General features: G+C 64.4%; 24 protein-coding genes. 17 read left to right on the top strand and 7 right to left on the bottom strand.

Translation table 11 applies throughout. The features are described from left to right. The first annotated feature begins 736 nt into the window (after positions 1-736). From CJZ82_RS06410 to CJZ82_RS06430, 5 genes are all read left to right on the top strand, one after another. Complete coding sequence (locus CJZ82_RS06410) at positions 737-1,801, top strand: PstS family phosphate ABC transporter substrate-binding protein (protein WP_094554972.1); 1,065 nt, start codon at positions 737-739, stop codon at positions 1,799-1,801. 51 nt (positions 1,802-1,852) lie between these two features. After that, on the top strand, positions 1,853-2,782 hold the full coding sequence (locus CJZ82_RS06415) for a CHAD domain-containing protein (protein WP_094554973.1): 930 nt from the start codon (positions 1,853-1,855) through the stop codon (positions 2,780-2,782). A 225-nt stretch (positions 2,783-3,007) separates the two neighbouring features. Then, positions 3,008-3,652 carry a zincin-like metallopeptidase domain-containing protein gene (locus CJZ82_RS06420; RefSeq protein WP_233130084.1) on the top strand — a complete coding sequence of 215 codons (645 nt, stop codon included), beginning with the start codon at positions 3,008-3,010 and terminating at the stop codon, positions 3,650-3,652. A gap of 84 nt (positions 3,653-3,736) precedes the next feature. After that, positions 3,737-5,836 carry a copper-translocating P-type ATPase gene (locus tag CJZ82_RS06425; protein WP_094554974.1) on the top strand — a complete coding sequence of 700 codons (2,100 nt, stop codon included), beginning with the start codon at positions 3,737-3,739 and terminating at the stop codon, positions 5,834-5,836. Continuing rightward, positions 5,836-6,300, top strand: coding sequence for a cupredoxin domain-containing protein (locus tag CJZ82_RS06430; protein WP_094554975.1), 465 nt, complete (start codon positions 5,836-5,838; stop codon positions 6,298-6,300). Before CJZ82_RS06425 ends, CJZ82_RS06430 begins: the two co-directional genes overlap by 1 nt. On the opposite strand, the gene CJZ82_RS06435 is transcribed toward CJZ82_RS06430, so the two are convergent. The 5 genes from CJZ82_RS06435 to CJZ82_RS06455 form a co-directional block, all read right to left on the bottom strand. Then, entirely contained in the window at positions 6,255-6,986 is a 732-nt protein-coding gene (locus CJZ82_RS06435; protein ID WP_094554976.1) for a DUF6629 family protein, read from the bottom strand. The genes CJZ82_RS06430 and CJZ82_RS06435 overlap by 46 nt on opposite strands. Positions 6,987-7,068: 82 nt before the next feature. Next, the gene (gene glnT, locus CJZ82_RS06440) at positions 7,069-8,316 is read right to left on the bottom strand and encodes a type III glutamate--ammonia ligase (RefSeq protein ID WP_094554977.1); all 1,248 of its coding nucleotides are present in this window, start codon (positions 8,314-8,316) and stop codon (positions 7,069-7,071) included. Positions 8,317-8,348: 32 nt separating this feature from the next. Further along, positions 8,349-9,347 carry an alpha/beta fold hydrolase gene (locus CJZ82_RS06445; protein ID WP_094554978.1) on the bottom strand — a complete coding sequence of 333 codons (999 nt, stop codon included), beginning with the start codon at positions 9,345-9,347 and terminating at the stop codon, positions 8,349-8,351. Further along, positions 9,344-10,339, bottom strand: a complete 996-nt coding sequence (locus tag CJZ82_RS06450; protein WP_094554979.1) for a fatty acid desaturase — start codon at positions 10,337-10,339, stop codon at positions 9,344-9,346. The genes CJZ82_RS06445 and CJZ82_RS06450 overlap by 4 nt, the downstream gene beginning before the upstream one ends. Then, positions 10,315-11,631 carry an MSMEG_0569 family flavin-dependent oxidoreductase gene (locus CJZ82_RS06455; RefSeq protein ID WP_094555016.1) on the bottom strand — a complete coding sequence of 439 codons (1,317 nt, stop codon included), beginning with the start codon at positions 11,629-11,631 and terminating at the stop codon, positions 10,315-10,317. The genes CJZ82_RS06450 and CJZ82_RS06455 overlap by 25 nt, the downstream gene beginning before the upstream one ends. A gap of 205 nt (positions 11,632-11,836) precedes the next feature. On the opposite strand from CJZ82_RS06455, the gene CJZ82_RS06460 reads away from it, so the two are divergent. The 7 genes from CJZ82_RS06460 (at position 11,837) to CJZ82_RS06490 (ending at position 17,206) form a co-directional block, all read left to right on the top strand. After that, the gene (locus CJZ82_RS06460; protein ID WP_094555017.1) at positions 11,837-12,319 is read left to right on the top strand and encodes an MSMEG_0572/Sll0783 family nitrogen starvation response protein; all 483 of its coding nucleotides are present in this window, start codon (positions 11,837-11,839) and stop codon (positions 12,317-12,319) included. After that, positions 12,320-13,327 carry a Nit6803 family nitrilase gene (locus CJZ82_RS06465; RefSeq protein ID WP_094554980.1) on the top strand — a complete coding sequence of 336 codons (1,008 nt, stop codon included), beginning with the start codon at positions 12,320-12,322 and terminating at the stop codon, positions 13,325-13,327. Then, positions 13,320-14,444, top strand: coding sequence for an MSMEG_0568 family radical SAM protein (locus tag CJZ82_RS06470; RefSeq protein WP_094554981.1), 1,125 nt, complete (start codon positions 13,320-13,322; stop codon positions 14,442-14,444). Before CJZ82_RS06465 ends, CJZ82_RS06470 begins: the two co-directional genes overlap by 8 nt. Before the next feature lie 9 nt (positions 14,445-14,453). Continuing rightward, positions 14,454-15,107: an MSMEG_0567/Sll0786 family nitrogen starvation N-acetyltransferase gene (locus CJZ82_RS06475; RefSeq protein WP_094554982.1), complete on the top strand. Its 654-nt coding sequence runs from the start codon at positions 14,454-14,456 to the stop codon at positions 15,105-15,107. Next, a complete protein-coding gene (locus CJZ82_RS06480) occupies positions 15,104-16,090 on the top strand; it encodes a sll0787 family AIR synthase-like protein (RefSeq protein WP_094554983.1) in 987 nt (328 codons plus the stop codon). Before CJZ82_RS06475 ends, CJZ82_RS06480 begins: the two co-directional genes overlap by 4 nt. 64 nt (positions 16,091-16,154) lie before the next feature. Next, positions 16,155-16,430, top strand: a complete 276-nt coding sequence (locus tag CJZ82_RS06485; protein WP_094554984.1) for an MSMEG_0570 family nitrogen starvation response protein — start codon at positions 16,155-16,157, stop codon at positions 16,428-16,430. A 290-nt stretch (positions 16,431-16,720) separates the two neighbouring features. Further along, positions 16,721-17,206: a DUF1348 family protein gene (locus CJZ82_RS06490; protein ID WP_369820026.1), complete on the top strand. Its 486-nt coding sequence runs from the start codon at positions 16,721-16,723 to the stop codon at positions 17,204-17,206. A gap of 15 nt (positions 17,207-17,221) precedes the next feature. On the opposite strand, the gene cynS is transcribed toward CJZ82_RS06490, so the two are convergent. Further along, entirely contained in the window at positions 17,222-17,668 is a 447-nt protein-coding gene (gene cynS / locus CJZ82_RS06495; protein ID WP_094554985.1) for a cyanase, read from the bottom strand. A gap of 233 nt (positions 17,669-17,901) precedes the next feature. Here cynS and CJZ82_RS19320 point away from each other — a divergent pair, with 233 nt between their 5' ends. The 5 genes from CJZ82_RS19320 (at position 17,902) to CJZ82_RS18610 (ending at position 21,834) form a co-directional block, all read left to right on the top strand. After that, positions 17,902-18,114 (top strand): HPP family protein, encoded by a 213-nt coding sequence (locus tag CJZ82_RS19320; RefSeq protein WP_255380787.1) that lies wholly within the window; start codon positions 17,902-17,904, stop codon positions 18,112-18,114. Positions 18,115-18,274: 160 nt separating this feature from the next. Then, positions 18,275-19,159 carry a transposase gene (locus CJZ82_RS06505; RefSeq protein ID WP_094554986.1) on the top strand — a complete coding sequence of 295 codons (885 nt, stop codon included), beginning with the start codon at positions 18,275-18,277 and terminating at the stop codon, positions 19,157-19,159. 145 nt (positions 19,160-19,304) lie between these two features. Beyond that, positions 19,305-19,676 (top strand): IS3 family transposase, encoded by a 372-nt coding sequence (locus tag CJZ82_RS19540; protein WP_158218494.1) that lies wholly within the window; start codon positions 19,305-19,307, stop codon positions 19,674-19,676. 931 nt (positions 19,677-20,607) lie between these two features. After that, positions 20,608-20,991 carry a hypothetical protein gene (locus CJZ82_RS06515; protein ID WP_143593553.1) on the top strand — a complete coding sequence of 128 codons (384 nt, stop codon included), beginning with the start codon at positions 20,608-20,610 and terminating at the stop codon, positions 20,989-20,991. A gap of 117 nt (positions 20,992-21,108) precedes the next feature. Next, positions 21,109-21,834, top strand: coding sequence for a hypothetical protein (locus tag CJZ82_RS18610; protein ID WP_198949678.1), 726 nt, complete (start codon positions 21,109-21,111; stop codon positions 21,832-21,834). A 99-nt stretch (positions 21,835-21,933) separates the two neighbouring features. On the opposite strand, the gene CJZ82_RS06525 is transcribed toward CJZ82_RS18610, so the two are convergent. Then, complete coding sequence (locus CJZ82_RS06525; protein WP_094554989.1) at positions 21,934-22,146, bottom strand: DUF3955 domain-containing protein; 213 nt, start codon at positions 22,144-22,146, stop codon at positions 21,934-21,936. Between the last annotated feature and the right edge of the window lie 71 nt (positions 22,147-22,217).

Below are 22,217 nucleotides of genomic sequence, written 5' to 3' on the forward strand. Positions count from 1 at the left end.
GCCGATGTCAGCGTGAAGATAAGAATCGAGCCGATAAGCGCAGAATGCAGGAAAAGTGCTGCGACGAGAGCTCTCTCGCCGGGATGCACTCCCAGGCCTGCACTGATGTAGTCGCGGGCCGAATCCCCCCAGGAACGAATCGTCGCGACGGCTGATGAAGGATCTGCTGGTGTCACGGAGGATCCAGCCTTGCTAGCCGGTGAACAGCGAAACCTTACGTCTTCATGAGGAGGCGACGAGTTCGGCTGACCCGTGATTGACAGGTGCTGGAGCGCTAACGGGCATCCCGCCGACAAGCGCTGAACTCACTGCCGGAACACGCACAGGTGCTGCAAGGTATTGCAGGACACAGCCGATCGCGAGATCTCTGACGATGGCCCTCCTGGAGCAGAGAGGAGGCATCGGAGTAACCCAGGGCCTCGGCCAGAAATGGCGCTTCGAGAGTGAACCGCTCCAGCATCAGGTTCAGTTCATATCCATCCCCCCAGAGCCAGCGACGCCGGTCCTGCACGATCCCGGCCACTAGAGGATGTCGTGAGACCACGGGCCGGGGTCAGGGCCAGCTGGTCGCAGCTGGTCGCGTCTCCTTGTCCAAGGGGGCCTGGCCATGGGACCAACGCCCGGAAGTGCCATTCAACAGCCTATGAGGAGCACGGTTCACAACCCAGCCCTAACTTACTGTTAACCAATGATGCCCACCTCCTCACGCAAAGTGAGTGGGTAGGGCGCTCGCTCCATGCTTCCACGCTTCCTCCTGCCTCAGTCCGGCCGATTGACTTGCGGAGGCACCTCACTGGCGGTCGCCCTTCTGATCACCGCTACGCCCCTGTCTCCCACTCGGGCCCAGTCCGCGGCTGGAGTGATTCGGATCAGTGGATCAAGCACGGTGTTCCCGATCACTTCGGAGGCTATCGGGGCATTCCGCAAGACTGATCCCGGTCGAAACGTTCGCTTCGAGCTCAAGGAAACGGGCACATCGGCCGGATTCCGTGACTTCTGCTCCGGCAAGGTGCCGATCGCCAATGCCTCACGGCCGATCAACAGCAAGGAACTCAAGGCCTGCGAGGCGAAGGGGGTCAAGTTCATCGAGCTGCCGATTGCTTTCGACGCTCTGACGGTGGCTGTCCATCCGAAGAACACCTGGGTCAATCAGATCACTGTCAAGGAGCTGAACACCCTGTGGAACCGCCAGGCCACTGGACGGGTGAAGCGCTGGAACCAGGTGAACAGCGCCTGGCCCGACCGCCCGATCAAGCTGTGCGGAGCTGGTTCCGATTCCGGCACCTTTGACTATTTCAACAAGGCGATCACCGGTGATGCAGGGAACAGCCGCAGCGACTACACCGCCAGTGAAGATGACAATGTGCTGGTGAGATGCGTGGCAAATGATCCCAACGCACTTGGCTACTTTGGCTTCGGCTACTATCTCGCTAACCAGAGCAAGCTCAGGTCCCTCGCCATTCTCGGACGCAAGGGAGCAACCAGACCTTCAGTAGAGGCTGTTCAGAAAGAGCGCTACACCCCACTGTCGAGGCCGCTCTTCATCTACATCAACAATGCCGACTTGTTCTCCCGCCCGGAGGTGCAGAAGTTCGTCACCTTCTTCGTGCGGACCGGCCCCCAGATTGTCAGGGCCTCAGACTTCATTCCCCTTCCCGACTCCACCTACCTCCTGGTGGAAAGCAAGCTGTACCGCCACGTGCTCGGCACCTCCTTCGGTGGCGACCTGCCGATCGGACTGACGATCGGCCTGGCCCTTGACCGCAGCTTCGACCAACTCAAGCAGCCCCGGCCCCGCTGAGCGGCACTCCGCCCGCTCAGTGAAGATGAGTCCTGTCTTACCGCCATCGCCGTGACGGCCTTCGAGACCAGCGCCAGCACCAGCAACGCGGAGGTCATTGACCCCGCGATGGTCTGTGGGCTCTACGCAGCCGATCTGATCCAGCACCAGACGCGCCGGCTGGGCAAGCTCCAGTCCGAAGTGCTGGCTGATCACGATCCTGAACCGCTGCATCAGCTCCGGGTGAGCCTGCGCAGGCTGCGCACGGCCCTGAGCCAGTTCGCGCCCGCGCTGCGGATGCCGGACTCGGTGAGCGATCGCCGCATCGCCAGGGTGGCGCGGCGCACCAGCCTCTGTCGTGATCTCGATGTGCTCAGGGATCGGTTGGAGGGGCAGTTGCTGCCCCCCTTGCCGGAGCAGGAACGCAAGGCGATGAAGCCGGTGCTGAAGCGGCTTTCGCGCAACCGGCGGCTGGCCTTCGAAGACCTCGCGGAGGCGCTCACCGGCGGGCCCTATCTCAAGTTGCTCGCCCGTCTGCGCGCCTGGCAGCTGAAGCCTCGCTTCTCTCCCGTGGGAGATCTTCCGCTGGGGCCCTGGCTGTTCGAATGGCAGTCGCAGGCCTCCAGCGGCCTGTTCCTGCATGGCGGCTGGTTCGCCGCCGATCCGCACGACCCTGCTCTCCACGATCTGCGCAAGCGCATCAAGGGATTGCGCTACGCCCTCGAGCATCTGGAGCCTTTCGCGGCACCGGTGCTGGGGGAGTGGATCGCGCTTCTGAAAAAGGCCCAGGACTGTCTGGGGGATCTTCACGATCTCCAGGTGCTCGCAGCGATTCTGGGCGATCAGCTCGAGAATGGTGTGGCTGAAACCCTGCCGGTGTTGCAGGCCGGCATCCTTGCCCAGCAGGCTGAGCGCTGGAGCCAATGGAGCGACCAGGCGATCCAGCTTCGTGAGCAGGCCAATCGTCACAGGCTCTACAGCAGCTTGATCACGTCTCCCTGATCACGTCGGTCTGAGCCAGCAGGGGCATTGGAGGGGGGACGTATCCCGACGCCCCATGGCTGCTGACACCGCACCGTCCCCGACTCGCAGCAGGCCCAGTGGCGAGGAGGCCCTCGTCGCTTCGTTGATTGCCTTGATGCAGGCCGGCACCACGCCCTGCCCTACTGGTGCGGGTTTGCCGAGGCGAAGGCACGGGGGATCGGGCCACGCAAGGGCACCCAGGCGGTGCGCGTGCTCCGGCCCCAGCTGAACCAGCGTGAGAGCGTCGCGGAGGGTGCCGGAGTTGAGGGCACGAAGCCCGGTACCGACCGGGCCTGGATCAGCTACAGGCCAGTGGCCGTTTTCAATGCGGCGGATCTGGTCGGTGAGGGCCTGGGCGGTTTGATCGCTGCCCGCCAGGCTGCTGAGGGCGCAGCCATGCGGCCGGAGCCCGAGCGCCTGGCCGCCGCCGAGGCGGTGCTCGGGGCCTGGCCGGTGCCGGTGAACCATGGCGGCGAGAGGGCCTGCTATCTGCCTCAGCTGGATCGCATCGCGCTGCCCGATCGCGCCGCCTTCCATTCCGCCAGTGCCCTCTATGCCACCTGGGCCCATGAGGCGATTCACTCCACTGGCCACCCCAGCCGCCTGAAGCGGGATCTCTCGGGCGTCATGGGCAGCAGGGCCTACGCCCGTGAGGAGCTGGTGGCTGAGCTTGGGGCGGTGCTGCTGGGTGATCGCCTTGAGATCGGCAGTGATGTGAGCCACCATGCCGCCTACCTGTCCCACTGGATCGACCTGCTCAGGGAGTCTCCCCGACTGCTGGTTCAGGTGCTGAGCGACGCGCGGCAGGCCGCGGATCTGATCGCCCCAGAGGAGGAGCCGGTGCAATGAAGCACTTGACTCTCCAGTCCACTGGACACCTTAGCGTCGAGTTATCGCTGCTCCCGATCGACCCTCATCGATCACCCATCCCCGATGACCGGCCCACCCCCCACTCCGTCCTGCTGCCACGCCGATGGCCTGGCCCCCACTCCCGACCCGGAGCGGGAGCTGGCCCATGAACTCACCCAGCTGCGTCGCAAGCTCTCGCTGGCGGCCGTGCTCACCGCGCTGGTGGTGCTCGCGAGCCTGCCCCACATGCTCGCTCTCCATTCCCTGCCGTTCCTGCCCGGCTGGTTCACCAGCCCCTGGACCCAGCTGCTGCTTTCCACCCCGGTGCTGTTCTGGTGCGGCCGGGAGTTCTTCACCGGCGCCGCCTCGGCCTTCCGTCAGCACAGCGCCGACATGAACACCCTGGTGGCCGCCGGCACCGGCATCGCCTGGCTCACGTCCCTGGTGGCCACCGTCGCGCCGCGGCTGCTCACCGACGAAGGCCTTCCCGCCGACGTCTATTTCGAGGCCGCCGCGGTGATCCTCACCCTGGTGCTGCTGGGCCGCCTGCTGGAGGCCCGCGCCCGCGGCCAGACATCAGAGGCGATCCGCCGCTTGCTGCGCTTGCAGCCGCCCACGGCCCGGGTGCTGCGCGATGGCGCCGTCCAGGAGATCCCGGTGGAGCTGGTGGTGGTGGGCGATCTGCTGCAGGTGCGCCCCGGCGAGAAGCTGCCCCTCGACGGGGTGGTGGTGGAGGGCAGCTCCTGGGTGGAGGAATCGATGCTCACCGGTGAGCCGACTCCAGTGGAGAAGGGTCCCGGCGATGCGGTGATCGGGGCGTCGCTCAACCGCAGCGGCAGCTTCAGCTTTCGCGTCAGCCACGTGGGCACCGACACCGTGCTTGCCCAGATCGTCGAGCTGGTGCGCCAGGCCCAGAGCTCCCGCACGCGGGTGCAGCGCCTGGCCGATCAGGTGGTGGGCTGGTTCGTGCCGGTGGTGATCGCCCTGGCCATCGCCGCCTTCGTGGGCTGGTTCCTGGTGAGCGGCAACCCGGTGCTGGCGATGCTGTTCCTGGTGAGCGTGCTGGTGATTGCCTGTCCCTGCGCCCTGGGGCTGGCCACACCCACCTCAATCATGGTGGCCTCGGGCAAGGGGGCGGAGAACGGACTTATCTTCCGCAGCGCCGAGGCTCTGGAAACCGCCGGCGGCCTGCGCACCATCGTGCTCGACAAGACCGGCACCCTCACCCGCGGCCAGCCGGAGGTGACCGATTTCGAGCGGCTGGGCGGCAGCCAGCTGCCGGCGGCGGCCCTGCTGGGGATGATCGCGGCCCTGGAGGAGCGCTCGGAGCATCCGCTGGCTGAGGCCATCGTGGGCTACATCCGCCCCCAGCTCCAGGCTCCGCGCCTTCCGGCCGTGGAGGCGTTCGAGGCGGTGGCGGGCTGCGGCGTCAGGGGCCGCGCCGATGCTCGAGACGTGGTGGTGGGCACACCCCGCTGGCTGGCGGAGCTTGGTTTCGGCATGGAGGCGCTTGAGCCCCTGGTCACCCGGCTGGAGGGTGCGGCCCGCAGCGTGGCGGCGGTGGCGGTGGATGGGCGGATCGAGGCCTGCTTCGGCATCGCCGATCCCATCAAACCGGGAGCAGATGCCGCTGTGGCCGCCCTGCGGCGCCTCGGTTTGCAGGTGGTGATGCTCAGCGGCGACGCCCGCCGCACTGCCGAGGTGGTGGCCGCCCAGCTGGGCATCGAGCGGGTGATCGCCGAGGTGCGACCCGCCGATAAGGCCGATGTGATCCGGCGGCTGCAGGAGCGGGGCGAGGGTCCGGTGGCGATGGTGGGCGATGGCATCAACGACGCTCCCGCCCTGGCCCAGGCCGATGTGGGTCTGGCGATGGGCACTGGCACCGATGTGGCGATCGCGGCCAGCGACATCACCCTGATCTCCGGCAACCTGGCCGGGGTGCCCGCGGCGATCGAGCTCAGCCGCCACACCATGGCCAACATCCGCCAGAACCTGTTCTTCGCCTTTGCATACAACGTGGCTGGTCTGCCCATTGCCGCCGGACTGCTCTTCCCCTTCACCGGCTGGCTGATGAGTCCGATGATCGCCGGCGCGGCCATGGCCTTCAGCTCCGTGTCGGTGGTGAGCAACGCCCTGCGGTTGCGTCGCTTCAAGCCCACCCCCCTTCCCGTTGCCGCCAGCTGATGAACAGCTTCGTAGCTGCCGCCACAGCCACAGCCGCCGCCAACGCCATCGCCAGCGGCGAACCGCTGTGGCGCACGATCGAGCAGCCTTTTGGCCTCAACGTGGCGGTAGCCGCCGCTGGCCTGGCGCTGATCGCTGCCGAACTCTGGTGGTTCCTCGGCCGCCATGGCGGTGGTGTGGCGGCTGGCGAAGGTGAAGGAGGAGTGCAGGAGATCACGATCACCGTGGATGGGGGCTACTCCCCAGCGCGGATCCGGCTGACGGCTGGCCGCCCGGTGCGCCTCATCTTTCACCGGCTGGATCCAAGCGGCTGCGTCGCGCAGGTGATCGTCCCCGACTTCCGCCGCACGCTTGATCTACCCCTGAATGCCCGCACCAGCCTGGAACTGCCGCCGATGCAGCCAGGTGAGTACCCATTTCATTGCGGCATGTCGATGGTGCGGGGTGTGCTGGAGGTGGTCTGAACGGCTACGGCTCCGATTTCTGCTGCTGGTTCTTCCACCACCCAGAGCAGCAGTGCCGAGAGCATCGCGGTGAGGTAACACCAGACCGAGCTGAAGGCGTGGAGATAGGCCACCTGGGCATAGACAAACGCGATCACGATCGCCGCCGCGAACCAGCGCAGCCGCCGGAACGGTGTCAGCAGCAGTGGCACCGTCACGATCAACCCGTAGATCAGCCTGCCCCAGGCATGGTTCACCACGCCATGGGCGGGACTCCTGATCTGATACTCGATGCTGCCAATAGTCACGGTCGGTGTGACCTGGGAGGGATCCAGCAGCAGCGGCAGCCAGAGCCACAGGCCCAGCATCAGGCCCAGCACCAGGCAGATCCGGATCAGCCAGCGGTGGTGGCCATCGCCCGTGGCGCCGGCCTTCAACGCGCACCAGGGGAACCAGGCCAACCAGAAGCAAAGCGCGAAGAACAGATAGGCCAGGGCCGCAGGCTGGGTGAGGGGCTCCAGGCTCCCGCTATCGAGGCCGATCCACACAAGGCCTTCCAGAGCCTGCTGCAGGCCGAACAACACTGGGGTCAGGGCCAGGGGCAGCAGGTTGCTCGATGGCTCACGCCAGCACCGGCGCACAGCCAGCCCGCCCAATGGCATCAGCAGTGCCGCTGCCGCGAAGCTGGAGCTGCTCGAGAAACACATCGACAGGGGGCGCTGCCCAGGGCAACGGTGCCATCAGGCTCCACCATGGACGAAGAACCGCGGCGCAGCGGATGTCAGCGCGCTACCCCCGCTGCCGCCGCAAGCTTTCGTAGGCCTGGCAGAAGGGTTCCCCCAGCGCCTGGCGCAACACCGTGTCGGTGGCGAAGGCGCTGAGGGCCTCCTCGAGGCTGGTGGGCAGCGCCGCCGCCGTGCCGGGGGGCGGCGGATCGGTGTAGAGGTTGGCGTCGTTGCGCGGACCCGGGTCGAGCTCCCGCTCGAGCCCGTCGAGACCGGCGGCGAGCACGGCTGCCGGCAGCAGGTAGGGGTTGGCGGCACTGTCGGCCAGGCGCAGCTCCAGGCGCTGATCGTCGGGGATGCGCACCATGTGGCTGCGGTTGTTGCCGCCGTAGCTGATCCAGCCCGGTGCCCAGGTGGCGCCGGAGTTGGTGGTGATCCCCCCCAGGCGCGCATAGCTCTCGGCGGTGGGATTGGTGATGGCGCACAGGGCCGGGGCGTGCTCCAGCAGACCCCCCAGAAAGTGGTAGGCCAGTTGCGAGAGGCCCAGCTCGCCGCGCGGGTCGTGGAAGAGGTTGCGGCCCGAGCTGTCCCAGAGGGAATGGTGCAGGTGCGCGCCGCTGCCGGTGAGCTGTGGGAAGGGCTTGGGGCCGAAGCTCACCCGAGCGCCCAGCGGTTCCGCCATCGCCTGGGCCATCACCCGGAAGAGGGCGTGGCGGTCGGCGGTCACCAGGGCGTCGGCGAAGGTCCAGTTGATCTCGAACTGGCCGTTGGCATCCTCGTGATCGGCCTGGTACGGCCCCCAGCCCAGCTCCTCCATCGCCTCCAGCAGACCGCCGATCAGCTCGAACTGGCGCATCAATGCCAGCTGGTCGTAGCAGGGTTTGCTCTGGGTGTCGTGGCCATCGGCGATCGTCTTGCCGCCGGGCTCCAGCAGGAAAAATTCCGCTTCCACTCCGGTGCGGAAGCTGTAGCCGAGCCGGTCCACCCGCTCCAGCTGGCGGCGCAGCACCCATCGTGGTGACTGCTCCAGTGGCCGGCCCTCCACCTGCAGATCGGTCGCCACCCAGGCCACGTTGCGCTGCCAGGGCAACACCGCCAGGCTGGCGGGATCAGGCAGGCCGAGCACATCGGGATCGGCCGGGGTCATCGCCAGCCAGGCGGCGAAGCCCGCGAAGCCCGCGCCATCGCGGGCCACCTGATTGACGGCGCTGGCCGGCACCAGCTTGGCGCGCTGCACCCCGAACAGGTCCGAGAAGGAGAAGAGGAAATGGCGGAGGCCGTGGTCGGCGGCGTAGCGGGCCAGGTCGGTCATGAGCTCAGCGGGGAGGCGGGAGTAACGGCGGATCAATCCATCAGCAGGCGTTCAAGGGCGGCGCGGATCATGGCCTGCTCATACGGTGCATCGCGGGGATTGCCGGCCCTGTGCCCCAGCACCGACTCCAGCCGCTCAAAGCGGGCGCCGGGGATGCAGGCGGCTTCAGCGGCGCAGTCGTCGGGGGGGAAATAGAGGTCGTGGGAGCCGGCGATCACCATGGTGCGGGCGGTGATGCGCCCCAGGGCGGCCGCGCCGAGATCGTTGGCCAGCCAGGTGTCGAGCATGGCCAGCAGATCGCGGGGATCATGGCGGCGGTAGGCAGGCAACCAGCTGCGCTCCACGTAGTCGTCCACGCTGGTGTAGCCCAGTGCCTCGTGCAGACCCTGCCGGTAGTAGGCCTGGCTGGCGGCCCAGCTGGCGTAGATCAGGGCGAAGCTGCGCAGCCCCTGCTCGGGGGTGGCCCTGAACTGTTCCCCATCCCAGGCGGGATCGCTGGTGAGGGCCTGGCGCAGGCTGAGCAGGAACAGGCGGTTGTGGGGGGTGGTGCGGGCCGTGCCGCATAGGCAGCAGATCCGCTCCACCGCCTGCGGCTCCAGGGCCGCCCAGTGGTAGGCCTGCTGCGCTCCCATCGACCAGCCATAGATCAGGGCGAGGCGCTCCACCCCGAACACCTCCTGGATCAGACGTTTCTGGGCGGCCACGTTGTCGGCGTGATGGATCACCCAGCCCTGCTCAGCCACGCCCATCGCCGCATTGCTGGGGCTGCTGGAGCGGCCGTTACCGAACTGGCTCACCAGCAGCACGCACCATCGCAGTGGATCGAGAATTGGCCCCACCACCCAGTCGATGTCCTCGGGCCAGGCGCCGTAGGAGCTGGGGAAGAGCACCAGGTTGGAGCGCTCGGCGTTGAGTTCTCCGAACACCCGGTAGGCCAGGCGGGCATTGGCGAGTTCCTTGCCGCAGCTGAGCGGCAGGCAGCCCAGCTCAAACACGGCATCCCGGCCCTTGATCGCCGCGGCCACGCTCATCTGGCTGGTGCCGGCAGAGGGGCCACCCCTGGCAGCGCCAGCCGTGAGGGATCGGCCAGGAAGGCCCGGTGCACCGCCAGGTAGCCAGGGTCGTTGTGCTCCAGCTGTGGGGCGATCCAGCCGTGGGCTGCCGGCAGGGCATGGAAGGGAAGCGAGGCGATCAGGTGATGCTCGACGTGGAACGGCATGTTCCACATCAACCAGCGCAGGGGCGCCAGGGTGTGGGTGGTCCGGGTGTTGCGCAGCACGTCGGCGCTGGTGCTGCAGCCGCCGTGCTCAGCCAGCAGCACGAAGCGCAGCAGGGGCTGGCCCAGGGCCAGCGGCAGCAGCCATTGCCAGAGCAGGAAGCCATTGGCGCCCGGCAGTGACAACAGCAGCACCAGCCCGTAGACGCCGAACTGGAGCCGGATCGAGCGGCGCAGCGCCGGGGCGGCCTCGGCGGGGATGTAGGGACGATCGCTGAAGTTGCCGCTCAGACCGGCGGCGTGGCTGCGCAGCTTGCCGATCCACCAGGGCAGCCCGCTCAATTCCAGCAGGTAGGCCCAGCGGCTGGTGGGCGGCGCATCCTCCAGTTCCGGGTCCAGGCCCGGCTGGTGGGTGTGGCGGTGATGCCACTGGTGGTAGCGCCGGTAGAAATCGGCGTTGTAGAAGCTCAGCACCCCGGCCCACCAGGCCAGGCCGTCGTTGAGCCGGCGGCTGGCGAAGGCGGTGCGGTGGCCGCACTCGTGCATGGCGCAGAAGGCGAAGGCCAGGCCCCAGCCCAGCAGCAGCAGGGCCGGCAAGCGCAGCGCCCAGGGCAGGCGATCGTCCCCCCAGATCATCCCGCTGACCAGGATCAGCGCCCCATGCCCAGCCGCCTGCCGCCAGCCGGCCGCATCGGAGCGGAGGTTGAGCTGACGCAGGCTATCGGCGGGAATCAGCTCGGCAGAGGCCGCCTTGATCGCAGGTTGGCTCGTGGTCACGGACCTCAGGATCCCAGTAACGCTGTGCATTCCAACCGTTCCTGGCTGGCATCGCGGCGATCCTCCAGGCGGCGGATCAGGCCGGACAGATAGGCGGCGTCGGAGCCGATGCCGCAGAAGCGACCCGAGCCCCAGGTGTGCAGCCAGGGCAGCCCCAGGAAGTAGAGGCCGGCCGCCGGCGTCACACCGCGCTGGTGCACCGGCTCCCCAGCGCCATCGAAGACGGGGACCTCCACCCAGCGGAAGTCGGAGCGGTAGCCCGTGCACCAGATCACGGCCGCCAGTGGTTCATCGCCAAGGTCGATGGGTGGATCCAGCGGCGGCGGCTGCCAGCAGGGTTCGTAGGCGGGATCTGCGGGGGCCTCGAGACCGTTGGACTCGATGTAGGTGTCGATGCTGGCGCGGATGCGCTGGTAGACCGCGTCAGCACCATCGAGATTCGCGGCGAGATCAGGGGCAAAGCGGAAGCCGCTGGCAGTGATCTCCTCCAACCGGCCGTGCAGGACCATCCCTTCGAGGGCACGACGGCGCAGATCGATCTCCCGGCCACCATCGCGGCCGGTCAGGTAGTGGTTGGTCTTGCGACGCACCGAGCGGGGATCCGGGTGCTGCTCGATCGATGTGTCGTAGTAGCTCATCCGATCGAGCCAGTCGACCACGTCCTTACCGCGATAGCGACGGGGTGAACGGGGAGCCGAACCCACGCTGAGGTGAACACGGCGGCCTGAGAGGAAGAGGTCTTCGGCGATCTGGCAGCCCGACTGGCCGCTGCCCACCACCAGGACGGGCCCGTCAGGCAGTTGGTCGGAGCGGCGGTAATCGCGGGCATCGAGCTGGAGCAGCCCAGTTGGCAGCCGGGTTGCCAGCGGATGGCGTCGGGGGCGGTGGTAGGCGCCGGTGGCGATCACCACCTGCCGGGCCTCGATCACCCCGTCGCTGGTGCTCAGGCGGTAACCACCGGTTTCGAGGGGCACCAGGCGCTCAACGGCAATGCCCTCGCGCACCGGCACAGCGGCGTGCTCAGCAAAGCGGCGCAGGTAGTCGACAATCGCGTCGCGGCCCATGAACCCCTCGGGATCATCGCCGTCGTATGGGAACTCCGGCAGGCGGCATTGCCAGTTGGGGGTGACCAGACAGAAGGAATCCCAGCGCTGGTGCTGCCAGGAGTGGGCGACCTGGTGCCGTTCGAGCACCAGTGGCGTCAGGCCCTGCTGCTGGAGGCAGCTGGCCACCGACAAGCCGGCCTGGCCGGCACCGATCACCACGACCGGCACTTGCAGGATGGCTGAGCTGGACTGGGGGGGATCTGAACTGGTGACGATTCCGGTCAATCCAGCCTTGATTCAATCCTCCACTTTGGAGTCTCTGGGGGTGGTTGACCGTAGCGATCGTGACGAACGGCGGATGACGGTCCGCCACAGCCTGCTCTCTCTGGTGGCCTGGCGATTCTGTGGCAGTGGTTACACAGTTCGAAACATGGGCTGTGCAATGGTCGCTTTCGTTGCTTCCAAGCCAGGCCGTTCATCGATGCCCGAGGTCACCCATCAAGCCCATCAAGCAGGAGATTTTCTCGTTGATTACGAAGAGAAAGTCTTTCCTGATATCAAGGCCGAGCCGGGGGAGAAGGCACTGGTCACCTTTCACACCGTGGCCTTCGAGGGCTCCATCGGTCTGGTGAACCTGCTGCAGGCCAGCCGCCTGATCAACAAGGGCTTCGAGACCTCGATCCTTCTCTATGGCCCTGGGGTCACCCTGGGTGTGCAGCGGGGTTTTCCCAAGCTGGGTGATGCCGCCTTTGACGGCCATCTCAATTTCAATGCCCGCCTCCAGAAGTTCATGGATCAGGGCGGCAAGGTGTATGCCTGCCGTTTTGCCCTTCAGGCCCTCTACGGCCATGGCGAGGGTGCGCTGATTCCGGGAATTCGCCCAGTCAATCCTCTCGATGTGCTCGACATCATCCTGATGCACCGTAAGGAGGGTGCCTTCATTCTCGATACCTGGACGCTCTGAATGAAGGCGCCGATTATCGTTGCTGCCGCCCAGATCCGTCCGGTTCTTCATAGCCTGGACGGGTCAGTGGCACGGTTGCTGGAGGCCATGGCTGAGGCTGCAGCAGCATCGGTGCGGCTGATCGTTTTCCCTGAAACCTTCCTTCCTTACTACCCCTACTTTTCGTTCATCGAGCCGCCCGTGCTGATGGGCCGCTCGCACCTGCGGCTGTATGAGCAGGCAGTGGTCGTTCCCGGACCCACGATCGACAGGATTGCCGCCGCCGCCCGTCGGTATCGGATGCACGTGCTCCTGGGCATCAACGAGCGCGACGGCGGCAGCCTCTACAACGCCCAGCTGCTGATCGATGACAGGGGCGAGGTGCTACTCAAGCGCCGCAAGATCACCCCCACGTATCACGAGCGGATGGTGTGGGGCCAGGGCGATGGTGCCGGACTGACGGTGGTGCCCACGGACCTCGGCAGGGTCGGTGCGCTGGCCTGCTGGGAGCACTACAACCCGCTGGCCCGTTTCAGCCTGATGGCCCAGGGAGAGGAGATCCACTGTGCCCAGTTCCCCGGCTCGCTGGTGGGGCCGATCTTCAGCGAGCAGACGGCCGTCAGCCTGCGTAACCACGCCCTGGAGGCGGGCTGCTTCGTGATCAGCTCCACCGCCTGGCTTGATCCCGCGGATATGGCCACGATCACGCCGGACACCTCGCTGCAAAAGGCGTTTCAGGGCGGTTGCCACACCGCCGTGATCAGCCCTGAGGGCCGCTATCTGGCCGGCCCGCTTCCGGATGGCGAAGGGCTGGCCATCGCCGAGCTTGATCCTGCGCTGATCACCAAACGCAAGCGGATGATGGACAGCGTGGGCCACTACAGCCGTCCCGATCTGCTTGGTCTGCGCATCGACCGCACACCGGCCCGTCTGATCGAAGACAACCCCGGGCCTCCAGTTCAGGCCGCTTCGGACGTGCCCATCACCGCCAGCTCGCTCCCCCCTCTGGAGGTGGCCTCCCATGGCTGAAGGTGCCTCCGCCGCACTGGGCCGGCTGGTCACCGAGCTCCAGGTGAATGGCGTGGTGGTACCCGCCGTTGGCGGCAATCCTGGCCGTCGTGGCGGGGCCGGCCCCTCCGATCACCGCGCCATCAGCGTTGATGGCACCACCGTGATGGTGCCCGTCTACAACACAGCCGCTGAAGGTTCTCCCTATGCCCTGGAGCGCCACGACGACGGCGAAGTGTGGTTGACGCACCGCGACCGGAGCGGCTCCCTGCAGTTGGTGGACACCCCGCCTGAACCGCACTTCTACGGGCTCAGCACCGCCGACGGCACGCCTTACCGCTCGATTGCGCTGCTGCATGGCCGCGATGTGCTGGCCACCACCCTGCTGCAGACCTGCATCCGCTTCCGCGACCGCAGCCAGTCGTGTCAGTTCTGTGCGATCGAGCAATCGCTCGACGACGGCCGCACCCTTGCTCGCAAGACCCCACAACAGGTGGCCGAGGTGGCTGAAGCGGCCGTGCGGCTCGATGGTGTCAAGCAGTTGGTGATGACCACCGGCACTCCCAACTCCGACGACCGCGGTGCCCGGCTGATGGCCGAAACCGCACGCGCCGTCAAGGCGCTGGTGCCCCTGCCGATCCAGGCCCAGTGCGAGCCCCCGGACGATCCGATCTGGTTCCAGCGCATGCATGACGCCGGCGTTGACAGCCTCGGCATGCACCTCGAGGTGGTGGAGCCTGAGGTGCGCCGGCGGATCCTTCCAGGCAAGGCAGAGCTCAGTCTCGAGCGCTATTTCACTGCCTTCGAGCAGGCGGTGGCGGTGTTCGGCCGGGGTGAGGTGTCCACCTACCTGCTCGCCGGGCTGGGTGATCGCGCCGAGTCGATCGTGAGCTGCAGTGAGCGATTGATCGCCCTGGGTGTCTACCCCTTCGTGGTTCCGTTCGTGCCGATCGCCGGAACCCCTCTGGAGCACCATCCAGCCCCCAGCACCGACTTCATGGTTGAGGTCTACACGGCGGTGGGACGACTCCTGGAGGCCTCCGATCTGAGTTCCGCCGCGATGACGGCGGGCTGTGCAAAGTGCGGCGCCTGCTCCGCCCTGTCCCTGTTCGAGTCCAGCGGACCCGGCCCCTCCTGAACCGACGGCATGTTCTTCATCGACCCCTCCAGCCATGAGATCGGCCGCAGTCCAAGTTCCGCTCCGGCGGCCTACACGCCCTCGGTTCGCTGGGGACTCGGTGTAGATGCCGACGACTTCCGCCTCTCCCCGGGTGCCTGCTCGGATCGGTTCTCCTTTCACCTGCTGCGCCACAGTTCCCCCCTGCTGGCTGGCTATTGGGGCCTGCGCAGCCGCATCTTCTGCGAGGAGCAGCACCTGTTCGAGGCCTCCGACCGCGACGCGAGCGATGACCTCGCCTACCCGATCGCGGCCCTGACCCATGGCGGGAGCGCTGCTGGTTCGGTGGTGGGGGTGGTGCGCATCCTCGAGACCAGCCCCGGCCTCTGGTATGGCGGCCGTCTGGGGGTGGCCGCCGACTTCCGAAGGCACAATCAGATCGGCAAAGGCCTGATCTGGAAGGCTGTGACCACGGCCCATGGCTGGGGCTGCCGGCGATTTCTGGCCACGGTGCAGATTCAGAACGTGCGCTTCTTCCGGCGCCTGCACTGGTGTTCGGTGGAGACCCTGGAGATCCGTGGCGTCAGCCACCATCTGATGGAGGCCGACCTCGACTACTACGTCCCGTCGCATGAGCGGCGACCGGAGTTGCCCCCGGTGCAGCCCTTGCCCCAGGCGGCATGAGCGAGCCCGATCTGGAGGTTCTGGTCTCCCGGCTGCGCCAACTGGCTGGGTGGCGCGGCAAGACCGACATCCAGCGGCCCGCGGCCCATTTCCCCCATCTCCCCTTCCCGGCCCTCGGTATTGCGGCGGCCCTGGGCGACGATGCCGCCCTGTTGCCCGCCGCCGCAGGTTCGCTGCTGCTGGCCTGTGAGGGGCTCCATCCCGAGCTGGTGGAGCAGGACCCCTGGTTCGCGGGCTGGAGCGGAGTGCTTGTGAACCTCAGCGACATCGCTGCCATGGGCGGGCGGCCGCTGGCGTTGGTCAACAGTCTCTGGAGTGGTGATGCCAGGCACGCCGATCGCATCTTTGAGGGCATGCGCGTGGCTTCGGAGACGTTTCAGGTGCCGGTGGTGGGAGGACACACCAACCTGCACAGCCCCTACAACGCTCTTTCAGTGGCCGTGCTGGGAGTGGCGGCCGGCCCGGTGCTCTCGGCCCGCTTCGCACGCCCAGGTGACCATTGCCATCTGCTGATCAACACCAGCGGCCATGTCCACCACCCATACCCCTTCTGGGATGCGGCCACCAGGGCTGAGCCCGCGCTGCTGCGCCGTCATCTGGCCCTGATGGCGGAACTGGCGGAAGCCGGCACGGTTCATGCGGCCAAGGACATCAGCATGGGAGGGCTGATTGGCACGGCCGTGATGTTCGCTGAAGCCGCGGGCTGCGGCCTGGAGCTTGATCTCGACGCCATCCTTCCGCCGCCGGGGCTGAGCATCGACGACTGGCTCAGCTGCTTCCCCAGCTATGGCTACCTGCTGGCCGCCGTTCCTGAGCAGGACGGGGCCCTGGAGGCGGCCGTGGCGCCGTTCGCTGACCTGCAGCTGGCCTGCATCGGTCGGTTCGGTCCAGTTGGTGGTGGGCTGAGCCTGCGACAGGCCGGGCGCTGCCATGAGCTCTGGCGCGGCGGTGAGACGCTCACGGGATTCGGGGCCCGGTGCTGACGCCTACCACTGGTGTTGGCTGCTTCGGGGAGGATCCGCCCCAGCTCGTCCGCCCCAAGGCTCAGTGCCCGAAGTCCATCTGAACGTGGAGTGGCCCGATGGCCGCAACACGGTGCTCTACTCACCCTCCACCGTGATCCTGAACTACCTCCAGCCTGGCCAGAGCCTGGCGGTGGCTGAGCTGACCAGCCGGGGGACTCAGGCCCTGCGTCTGGCCTCCGAGCGGGTGCGGGCCCGTTATGGCTTCGCCTGCACCCGGGCCAACGAGGAGGAGCGCCAGTTGCTCCATACCGCCGCGGCCTACGCGGATGATCAGCTGGTGCGTATCAGCGCCCCATGAGCCAGCTTGCAGTACGACAACATTTTCCTTGACAGTCTTACCGCAAGGTTGTTTCAGGTCCAAGTGATGCCTACCTTGCCATGATTTGAATGAACCAGCAGATTGCGAACGATCGCGTCTTCCTCAGCTCCTCTTCGGGTGACAGGGTGGCCAGTTACCCTGTAGTGCGTAATGTCCTTGTATTGCTTCTCCATAACTTCCGGCAAAGAGTGGCCTTCCCTCGGTAGCGCTCGATACGTAGTGAGGTCGTGGATTCAGTTAGCCATTGATGGATCAATATAATTCCTGTTTTGACCGAGATCACACCCCAGGTTGCGAAACCTCCGCTGCCACCGTTCAACCAGGAATCGGCGATACAGAAAGCAAGAATGGCGGAGGATGCCTGGAATTCCAGGGACCCCATCAGAGTATCGCAGGCATACACGGAAGACAGCTACTGGCGTAATCGCTCAGAATTCATCACGGGACGCCAGGAAATTGTGGCGTTCCTGAAACGCAAGTGGGCCAAGGAGAATGGCTATCGGCTGATCAAGGAGGTATGGGCCTGGCACGACAACCGAATTGCGGTACGTTTTCAGTACGAGTGGCATGATGAAATCGGGCAATGGTATCGGGCCTATGGCAACGAAAACTGGGAGTTCAGTGATCAGGGTCTGATGAGGCGGCGTGAGGCCAGCATCAACGATGTGCCGATTGCCGACGAGGATCGCAAATTCCTGTGGCCGCAGGGACCGAGGCCACAAGACCACCCCGGTCTCACAGAGCTCGGCCTTTGATGGGAGCTGTTCGGGTCACCACTTCTTGTAAGCAAGGAACTTGCCGCACATGGTGACCTTGACTCGGTCGCCGGCTGGATGTTCCACTTTGTCGACCTCCAGGGTGAAGTCGATTGCACTCATGATGCCATCACCGAATTTCTCCTGGATCACATCTTTCAGCGGCAGACCATACACCTGCATGATTTCGTAGAAGCGATAGATAAGGGGATCGGTGGGGAGCTCAGGATCGAGACACCCCTTCACTGGAGGTGTGGAGAGTTCGCTGGCCAGGCTGGGATCAAGATCCAGCGCTGCCAGAAGGATCTGTGCTTCCTCCGGCGAGGCCGTGGCCTGGCCGTAGAGCAGGCTCGCAATCCATACTTCATCGCGATTCAGAAGCGATTCCAGCTCGGTGAAGCTGATACCTTTCCGGCGCTTTGCGTTCAACAGGGTGTGGCTGAGAGGGGTCAGTGGGCTCATGGCTGAAAAGAAGAAAGTGGGGGAGCTTTGAAAGAGGGAGCGGCCTTCTGGCTGGCTTAGGTTAGCCGCAGAAGGATTTTCCATGTTACGGGGCCTCCTATTCCGCTACCACTGCCTCCCATGCGTCTGCAGCAAAATCATGATGGCTAACCTTTCAGATCACGACTTCTTTGCTTGATGAACTCTTTTGTCGTTGCTGAGTTCCTTCGCCAATACAGAGAATTCTGGGTCTGGTGCCCACCACGTTGTTCGAGCCAACGTGGTGGGCAATAGCCACCGGCACAGTCCATCAACCGGCGGGCTCAAGCCCGGTGATCGTGTTCCTAGTGCAGCCTGGCTGGAACTTTCTGCTGCTGCCCACCCTGCTGGGTTCGCTGGTGGTGACCCTGGTGGCTTTGCTCTACAACAACACCGTTAACACTAGCCATTACCCAAAGTACTGGTGAATGCGATGGCAGTTCAGAGAGGGCAGTTACTTCACGGTCAATCTACCGGCCAGCTCCTAGGAGCCTGTTGCGCATAGATCAGCGGCCGAGCTCTCCACAGACGCCCTTAAATCTGCCCAGACCCCAGTGACTGCAATGGATCTAGACGAGAGGATGGGGCATGCAGAAGCCCAAGTCCTTCCGTCCCTGGCAGCCGGAGCAGACCACCCTGCTGCCGCCATCACCGAGTGATTGGCTCTCGGATGATCACCAGGTTTATTTTCTGCTGGATCTGGTGGATGAGCTGGATCTCTCACAGGTCCTGATCCCCGCTCAGAGCAAAGATCCACGTGGGGAGAAAGGGTTCGACCCCAGGATGATGACGATGTTGCTGCTTTACGCGTACTGCGTGGGCATCGTCTCCTCCCGCAAGATCGAGAGGGCCTGCTACGAGGACCTGGCCTTTCGGGTGCTCACGGGCAACCAGCAGCCAGACCACAGCCGCGTCAGCGAATTCCGGCGCCGCAACCTCGATGCCCTGAGGGGTCTATTTGTTCAGATCCTGCGCCTGTGCCAGAAGGCCGGGATGGTGAGCCTGGGCCATGTGGCGTTGGACGGCACCAAGGTGCAGGCCAATGCCTCCAAGCACAAAGCCATGAGTCATGAGCGCATTCCTGGATTCAGGGGCGCCCGTGCGCTGGAGGAACGAACGACTCAGCTAAACAGGTTTCTCGTTGTCCAGCTCTCTGGCCTTGGGGTTCAGCCGATGCTCAGGATGGGGTTCCCTCGATTTTGTGGACAAGTCCGTAATGGTCACGCCATGACCACCAGATTGTCCATCGATAACGAAGCCCACCAAAACCCGGCGCCGGTTCATGGCGCAACAGAAGGCGGAGGCGGCGGAGCTCTGCCTGGAGGAGGAACGCTCTTGCAGTGCCGTCGCCCAGCACCTTGGCGTTTCCCTCCAAAAGCCTGGCCCGCTGGGTGCGCCAGGCTCAGCAAGGAGGTGCGAGAGCTCAGGAGGGAGAAGGACTTTTTCAGGCTGGCGGCAGCGCACTTCGTGTAGCCCGTGGGCTTCCACTTGGGGTAAGTGCAGCTGCAGCCGAGAGGTTTCGCCTGGTCGATCAGCTCGCAGTTCAGCACTCTGTGGCCTGGCTGTGCCTGCAGCTGGGGGTACCCGCAGCCGCTACTACCCCTGGCGGCAGAGGCAGGTGGCGCCGGGAAAGCGGTCGGCCGAAAACTCCATACTCACCCCTGAACTCGAGGCGGTGTTCCAGGAACGTCGGGGCTTAAACGGCTCTCCCCGGATCCATCAGGAGCTGTGGGCGTCAGGCCGGCGTATCGCGCGCCACCGAGTCGCCCGGCTCATGCAACAGGCTGAACTGAGGGGTATAACCCGCAAGCCAGGCCGGGCCGCTCCGTGGTCCTTTAACCCTGCATGCATCTCTGTGGAGTTCAGGAAGGTACTACTACCGGCGAAGGCGCATTACGCCTCAGCAAGCGGCGTCGGTACCAGCCAAGGGAAACCAGCGGAGCCAGGGCAAGGCCGGAGAGGCCAAATGGTATGGGCTGGATGGGGTTGAGAGTGGCTGATCCAACAGTTCTGCAACGCGTGTTGCCCTGGTCCTGCCAGCTCCTGCAGTAGTCACCAAAGGAGATGGTTTGGTAGGTGGGGAAGTCAGGAGGCGTCACGCTGTCAACAAGCGGTGCGTCGAGCTGAAGCACGAACCGCGATGTGGAGAAATCGGGGTTTGGAGAGGTGGGGCCTGGGCCGGTGAAAGTCAGAAGCTGCAGGACAGGATCGTACGTAGCTGCAGTGAATGTGTAGTTCACCACTCTGACCGTGGACCTTGCGGTACCAGTAACGGAAGAGATCGACGACGGTGCGGTAAAATCGAATGAAAACGTGTTAAACGAGATGGTTTCAGTGAAGGCGCCTTGGTTGCTGCCCGAGGGAACGTTGATGGAGGAAGGAGTGAAGGTGTAGGTGAGAGCCTGGGCAGTATCCGTAAGCACCAGGAACGTAGAGTAGGTGCCGAGGAGGGCGCTTAGGGAGATGCGGAGTGAGCGAAGCATTAAGAATGTGGATGTGTGAGCTTTGTTTAGCCGTTGATCATCGATGTACTACCGAGGCCTGTGCCGGCAAGATCAAGAAAGAGAGGAATGAGTAGTTTGCTGGAACGCCGACTCACGGTTTTCCTTCTTAATTAACTTATTCATCTTAGCGACTGGCCTAGCTCGATGCCTGCCGCCATGGCCAACCGAGCAATCGTCACATGAGAGTCTGTTGCACAAAGGCATAGCATCCCCTCCACAGACGAGACGCCCCTGAATCTGCCCGGATCCCGTGACCGCAAGGGGCTCATTGCGCCAAACTTTCGGATGCAAGCACTTCTTTGATCAATCAATGCTAATCTTACATGAAGTAAGTTAACCATGCAAAACAACTGCAAAGTCTTCAAGTCGTTGGCGATACTTTCGCTGGCATGCCTCGCCGGTGCTGCCCCATCTGCCATGGCGGCCACCCAGAAGATCCAGCAATCTCAAGAAGTCAAGATGCCCTGCACCCTGAGCTGGGGCCCAAAGGATCGAAACGTCCTGGAGGCGGAGTGCAAAATCTTCTGGACAAAGGGTCAGGGTACTTCGATCATCGTGTCTGGAACAGTAATCAAGTATCCTTCGCCAACGGCTATGCGCAAGGATCTTTACTTTGGTATTCTGATCTTCCCCGACACCAAAACAGCACTGATGACGTCGATGGGTATTTTTGAGCTGGAAGATGGGCCTGTTGAGCTCGCCGACAATCCGCTTGATCTTCAGAAGCTCAAGGATCGTCAGTACGTTCGCTGGACCAATGGCAGGCATCGCCTTGTTCTTCACCCACGCCCTGCTTCCTGATTTTCGGCTTCACTTGCTTTACAGCCGCTTCTCTTGTCATACTCATCTCAGCTGTTCACCATCTGATTTCCGTCTCCAAAAATGAACCTCTCAGTATCGTTTCGTCGTAGCCTTGCAATGACCGGCATTCTCTTCATGGGCAGCCTTGGAATGGCAGCCGGGAATGCTTTGGCCAAGGTTCCTCAATTCCACTATGTCTGCCCTGGCGGGATTGATGTGCACGCCGATCGTGGTGGGCCCGTTTGGATCAATGGCAGAGAGGCCATGGTTCAGGAGTTCAGTACGTCCTATTACGAAGCCAAGGGCCCGGGCACCACGATTTCAATCAGCAAGAATTCCGGTGATTCCCTCTATGTCTCTTACACCCGTTCCAATGGAGCCCATGGGATCTGCAGCGCCGTTCCAGGCTCTGGGATGAGCTCATCCCCTTCCAGCTCAGGACAGTCCGCCAAAGTTGCTCGGCTTTCGGATGGCACCTATCAGGTGCATGTTGGCGGGAGTTGCCGGGTGTACTACAACGCCATGGGACGCCGCACCATCCAAACACCGGCCTGTACCCCGAGCCTCGTCCAGCAGGCCGATGATTCCATGGCTCAGAACCGGCCTCCATCGTCACAACCAACGATGTCGACCGTTGCCGCGGAAGATGCCTGTCTGGCAGCCGTCGCCAAGACGACGGGAGTCTCGCAGAACCGTCTCAGCATCCTCGATGTGATGACTGCCGAAGCCGGTATCGGCGTGAAGATTCGGGTACCAGGCGCCCAGGCCCCCTGGACCTGCACCAGCGATCGCAGAGGTCGAGTGCAGGGTGTGATGTACACCGGCTCGGAGGGAAGACTCTGACTGATCATCCACCCATGAGCTGATCACAAACGAGCACTTGAATTTTGCTGGCATGCCGGCAGTTGATCAAGCGCTCTGCAGGATTGGCAATGGCAGCAATCAACGGCGCTTGTCGTCTTTACGCCACAACAGCCCCGCGATCCCCGTCACCACGCCCGCTCCGCCCAGAAAGAAACCGATCGGGATCAGAGGAAAAGCCTCTCGGACGATGCCATCGGCATCGACCCGGACCCCGATCAGTCGGTAGGCCACAGCACAGGCCAAGGCGCCAACAATCAGCAGTAAGGAGAGGCGAATGAAGGTTCGCTTCATGACGATCCAGCCAATTCAGATCCAGAGCCTACTGTCTCGTACGGAACGAAACCACTAACAAGCGGCTTTAC

This window comes from Synechococcus sp. 1G10 (assembly GCF_002252625.1).
GTDB lineage: Bacteria > Cyanobacteriota > Cyanobacteriia > PCC-6307 > Cyanobiaceae > Regnicoccus_A.

Bases quoted from the DNA above. Each gene is read 5' to 3' on its own strand.
- CJZ82_RS06505 (WP_094554986.1), top strand. From the start codon at position 18,275: ATGCAGAAGCCCAAGTCCTTCCGTCCCTGGCAGCCGGAGCAGACCACC.
- CJZ82_RS06525 (WP_094554989.1), bottom strand. From the start codon at position 22,146: ATGAAGCGAACCTTCATTCGCCTCTCCTTACTGCTGATTGTTGGCGCC.
- CJZ82_RS06435 (WP_094554976.1), bottom strand. From the start codon at position 6,986: ATGTGTTTCTCGAGCAGCTCCAGCTTCGCGGCAGCGGCACTGCTGATG.
- CJZ82_RS06425 (WP_094554974.1), top strand. From the start codon at position 3,737: ATGACCGGCCCACCCCCCACTCCGTCCTGCTGCCACGCCGATGGCCTG.
- cynS (WP_094554985.1), bottom strand. From the start codon at position 17,668: ATGAGCCCACTGACCCCTCTCAGCCACACCCTGTTGAACGCAAAGCGC.
- CJZ82_RS06450 (WP_094554979.1), bottom strand. From the start codon at position 10,339: ATGCACAGCGTTACTGGGATCCTGAGGTCCGTGACCACGAGCCAACCT.
- CJZ82_RS06475 (WP_094554982.1), top strand. From the start codon at position 14,454: ATGTTCTTCATCGACCCCTCCAGCCATGAGATCGGCCGCAGTCCAAGT.
- CJZ82_RS06460 (WP_094555017.1), top strand. From the start codon at position 11,837: ATGCCCGAGGTCACCCATCAAGCCCATCAAGCAGGAGATTTTCTCGTT.
- CJZ82_RS06430 (WP_094554975.1), top strand. From the start codon at position 5,836: ATGAACAGCTTCGTAGCTGCCGCCACAGCCACAGCCGCCGCCAACGCC.
- CJZ82_RS06410 (WP_094554972.1), top strand. From the start codon at position 737: ATGCTTCCACGCTTCCTCCTGCCTCAGTCCGGCCGATTGACTTGCGGA.
- CJZ82_RS06445 (WP_094554978.1), bottom strand. From the start codon at position 9,347: ATGAGCGTGGCCGCGGCGATCAAGGGCCGGGATGCCGTGTTTGAGCTG.
- CJZ82_RS06480 (WP_094554983.1), top strand. From the start codon at position 15,104: ATGAGCGAGCCCGATCTGGAGGTTCTGGTCTCCCGGCTGCGCCAACTG.
- CJZ82_RS06465 (WP_094554980.1), top strand. From the start codon at position 12,320: ATGAAGGCGCCGATTATCGTTGCTGCCGCCCAGATCCGTCCGGTTCTT.
- CJZ82_RS06515 (WP_143593553.1), top strand. From the start codon at position 20,608: ATGGCGGCCACCCAGAAGATCCAGCAATCTCAAGAAGTCAAGATGCCC.
- CJZ82_RS18610 (WP_198949678.1), top strand. From the start codon at position 21,109: ATGACCGGCATTCTCTTCATGGGCAGCCTTGGAATGGCAGCCGGGAAT.
- CJZ82_RS06470 (WP_094554981.1), top strand. From the start codon at position 13,320: ATGGCTGAAGGTGCCTCCGCCGCACTGGGCCGGCTGGTCACCGAGCTC.
- glnT (WP_094554977.1), bottom strand. From the start codon at position 8,316: ATGACCGACCTGGCCCGCTACGCCGCCGACCACGGCCTCCGCCATTTC.